This is a genomic window from Streptomyces sp. PU-14G, assembly GCF_041028275.1.
In the GTDB taxonomy this organism is placed as follows: domain Bacteria; phylum Actinomycetota; class Actinomycetes; order Streptomycetales; family Streptomycetaceae; genus Streptomyces.
The window spans coordinates 1-3,837 of the sequence record NZ_JASKYT010000531.1 but is presented as its reverse complement, the minus strand read 5'-3'; the positions used below and the strand labels follow the sequence as shown (position 1 = coordinate 3,837).

General features: G+C 74.1%; 3 protein-coding genes. All 3 read left to right on the top strand.

The window, feature by feature from the left end:
* Positions 1 to 271 precede the first annotated feature (271 nt).
* A complete protein-coding gene (locus AB8Z75_RS32895; RefSeq protein WP_369208473.1) occupies positions 272 to 1,447 on the top strand; it encodes an NAD(P)/FAD-dependent oxidoreductase in 1,176 nt (391 codons plus the stop codon).
* 488 nt (positions 1,448 to 1,935) lie between these two features.
* Complete coding sequence (locus AB8Z75_RS32890) at positions 1,936 to 2,856, top strand: sugar phosphate isomerase/epimerase family protein (protein ID WP_369208471.1); 921 nt, start codon at positions 1,936 to 1,938, stop codon at positions 2,854 to 2,856.
* A 132-nt stretch (positions 2,857 to 2,988) separates the two neighbouring features.
* Positions 2,989 to 3,837 (top strand): Gfo/Idh/MocA family oxidoreductase (locus AB8Z75_RS32885; RefSeq protein ID WP_369208470.1); only part of this gene is annotated, 849 nt, incomplete at its 3' end.

The window sequence follows — 3,837 nt, the reverse complement described above, 5'->3', positions numbered from 1 at the left end:
GCGTGGCCGCGCTGCAACTCGCCGCCGCCGCTGTGCTGCGCGCGCTCGACCGGCCACCGTCCCGGAACGAGTGACGGACCCGCCACTCGTCGGCGCGGGAGGACGACGCGTGGWGGGGGCCCGCTGTGGGCGGGGCCCCACCGTGGGGCCCGCTGTGGGTGGTGGCGTCCGTCGCGGCCGGACGGCGGGAACCGTGCGGCGAGGGGGCGTTGACGGGTGTTCGGGCAGGGTGGTGAGCTGGGCTCCAGCAGGGCCGAGCGGAGGAGGCAGCGTGCGGATCGTCGTCGTCGGAGCGGGGATCGTCGGTGCGGCTGCCGCCTACGAACTGGCGCGCGCGGGCGCCGAGACCGTGCTGGTGGACGCGGCGCACGAGGGGCGTGCCACGGCGGCGGGCGCCGGCATCATCTGCCCGTGGTCGGGGCGTGTGGAGGAGCCGCTCGCCGTGGCCGGCGCCGGGTACTATCCGGACCTGCTCAAAGCTCTCGCCGAGGACGGGCAGGACGATGTCGGCTACCGCCGGGTCGGCGCGCTCGTCCTGCTGCCGGCGGACGGCACCGAAGCCGCCCAGGTGCGCGAGAGGGTGGCGGCTCGCGCCGCGGCGGACCCGCACGCGGGCGAGGTCAGTGCGGTGGCCGCGTCGGACGCCCACCGGATGTTCCCCGCCCTCGCCCCCGCACGGACACACGAGGACCGGCCCGCGGGGCGCGGCCTCGGGGGTGGAGAACGCGGCCACACCTGGGGGGAAGAGGTCCTGCACATCGCCGGCGCGGCGCGGCTCGACGGCCGTCGGTTGCGGAGCGCGCTGGTAGCGGCGGCCGAGCGGCACGGGCTGCGCGTCGTCGGCGGTACCGCGGCCGTCGAGGTCCGCGGCGCCCGGGTGCGGGGAGTGCGGGTGGACGGCGAAGTGCTGGAAGCGGACGCCGTGGTGGCCGCGGCGGGCGCCTGGTCGCCCGCGCTGCTGGAGCCTCTCGGGGTGCGCGTGCCCGTCGTGCCGCAGCGTGGCCAGATCGTCCACCTGGGGCTGTCCGGCACCGAGACCGCGCACTGGCCCGTCGTCCTGCCGCGCACCGGACACTACCTGCTGACCTTCGACGACTCGCGTGTCGTCGTCGGCGCCACCCGGGAGAGCGGCACCGGCTTCGACCACCGTGTCACCGCTTCCGGTCTCGCCGAGGTGCTGGGAGAGGCACTGGCGGTGGCGCCGGGACTCGCCCGGGCCACCCACCTGGAGACCCGGGTGGGCTTCCGGCCGACGACCCCGGACGGACAGCCGGTGCTGGGGTCGGTTCCCGGAACGCCGGAACTGGTCGTCGTCAACGGGCTGGGCTCGGGAGGGCTGACGGCCGGGCCGTTCGCGGGCGCTGTCGCCGCCCGGCTGGCTCTCGGCCGTGAAGCGGGCATCGACACGGGTCCGTACGACCCGCTGCGGTTCGCCTCGTCGGCGTGACGGCAAGCGGCCACCGTGGCACCGGCCGGGCACAGCGGACCGCACTCGGCACCGCGCAACCGCCCCCGGCCCCCGCGACACCCGACGCCCGCCCGACGCCCCTCTTGAACCCGCACGATCGGGCCCCACACCGCACGGGCCCTGGTTTGCCCCGCATCGCCCGGGCCCTGGTTTGCTCCGTACCCGTTCGCCGCGCTGCAAGCCACCTCGTACCCCCTGTGCCCCCGTGCCCGGCACACCCTTCCTACTGACATGTGCGCGCCGCCGGTTGCGGCTGCTCCGTGCCGTGGTGCCTTGTCCTGCGCGCTTCTCCTCCCACCCTTCCCGAGTGGATCCGCCGCCGCACACGCTTTCGACAAAGTCCTTAAGTCCTTATGTCAGGACGAAGCCTTGACAGTGCTCGTCGCGGCGCCGCAGGCTGAGCCGACGACATCGTCGACGCCGCAACTGCCCGGTCGCCGCGGACCGGGGGGAGGAGAGCCCCAGCCATGTCCGCACCGCGTACGGGCGCCCCCGTTCTCGACCGGCTCCGCGTCGGATCCGCGCCCGACTCCTGGGGCGTCTGGTTCCCCGAGGACGACCAACAGGTCCACTGGCAGCGTTTCCTGGACGAGGTCGCCGAGGCCGGATACGAGTGGATCGAGCTGGGTCCGTACGGCTACCTGCCGACCGATCCGGAGGTCCTGCGCGAGGAGACCGCCCGGCGCGGCCTGCGGGTCTCCGCGGGTACGGTCTTCACCTCGCTGCACCACGGTCCGGCCGTCTGGGACGCCACCTGGGCGCACGTCGCGCAGGTGGCCGCGCTCGCCCGCGCGATGGACGCCACCCACCTCGTCGTCATCCCCTCCTTCTGGCGGGACGACAAGACCGCGCGGGAGCTGGAGCCGCGCGAGCTGACCGCCGAGCAGTGGCGCCACCAGGCCACCGGCATGGAACGGCTGGCCCGGCAGGTCCGCGAGGAGTACGGCCTCGGCATCGTCGTGCACCCGCATGCCGACACCCACATCGACACCGAGGAGAACGTCACCCGGCTCCTGGACGCCACGGACCCCGACCTGGTCCGGCTCTGCCTGGACACCGGCCACTACGCCTACTGCGGTGGCGACAGCGTCAAGCTCATCAGGACCTACGGGGAGCGCATCGGCTATCTGCACCTCAAGCAGGTCGACCCGCGCGTCCTGGAGGACGTCCACGCCCACGGCACGCCCTTCGGACCGGCCGTGCGGCAGGGCGTGATGTGCGAGCCACCGCGAGGTGTGCCCGAGCTGCCGCCCGTGCTGCACGCGGCGCAGGAGCTGGGGGTCGACCTGTTCGCCATCGTCGAGCAGGACATGTACCCCTGCCCCGCGGACCAGCCCTTCCCCATCGCCGACCGCACGCGCCGCTTCCTGCGCTCCTGCGGAGCCTGACCGGCCTGACACCTGCGTCCGTACACCGCTCACCACCGTGCCCGGCGCCGTTGTCACTGTTCACTGTTGTCACGTTGTCACCGCTGTCACCGCTGTCACCGTTGTCGCCGTCGACCCAAGGACTGACCTGACATGAAGCTCGGCCTCATCGGCACCGGACGCATCGGGGCCTTCCACGCGGCGACTCTCAGGTCTCTCGCGGGGGTGGACCGCGTCACGGTCGCCGACGTGGACGCCGGCCGCGCGCAGACGCTGGCCGCCTCGCTGGAGGTGGAGGCCGCGGGCTCTCTCGAGGAGCTGTACGCCGAGGGGCTGGACGGTGTGGTCATCACCGCCGCCACGAGCGCCCACGCGACGCTGATCCACCAGGCCCTCGACCACGGTGTGCCGGTGTTCTGCGAGAAACCCGTCGCGCCGGACGTGCCGGGCACCGTCGCCGTCGTCGAGCGGGCCGAGTCCGGCACCGTTCCCGTGCAGATCGGTTTCCAGCGCCGCTTCGACGCCGGCTACCGGGCCGCCCGACAGGCGCTGCGGGCGGGCGAGTTGGGCTGGGTGCACACGCTGCGGGCCTGCACCAGCGACATGGCGCCGCCCCCCGCCTCCTACATTCCCACCTCCGGCGGCCTGTTCCGGGACTGCGGCATCCACGACTTCGACATCCTGCGCTGGGTCACGGGCCGCGAGGTCGTCTCCGTCTTCGCGGCGGGCGCCAACAGGGGCGAGGACTTCTTCGCCGCGGGCGACGACGTGGACACCAGCGCGGCGCTGCTCCGCTTCGACGACGACACCCTCGCCACCGTCACCGCCACCCGCTACAACGGTGCGGGCTACGACGTCCGCCTGGAGGTGTGCGGTTCGCGGGACACCCGGATCGTCGGCCTCGACGACCGCGCCCCGCTGCCCACCGCCGAGCCGGGTCTGCCCGGACCGCATCCGGCGGGTCCGGGGGCAGGGCCGGGATCGGACCCGGCGGGGGCGGTC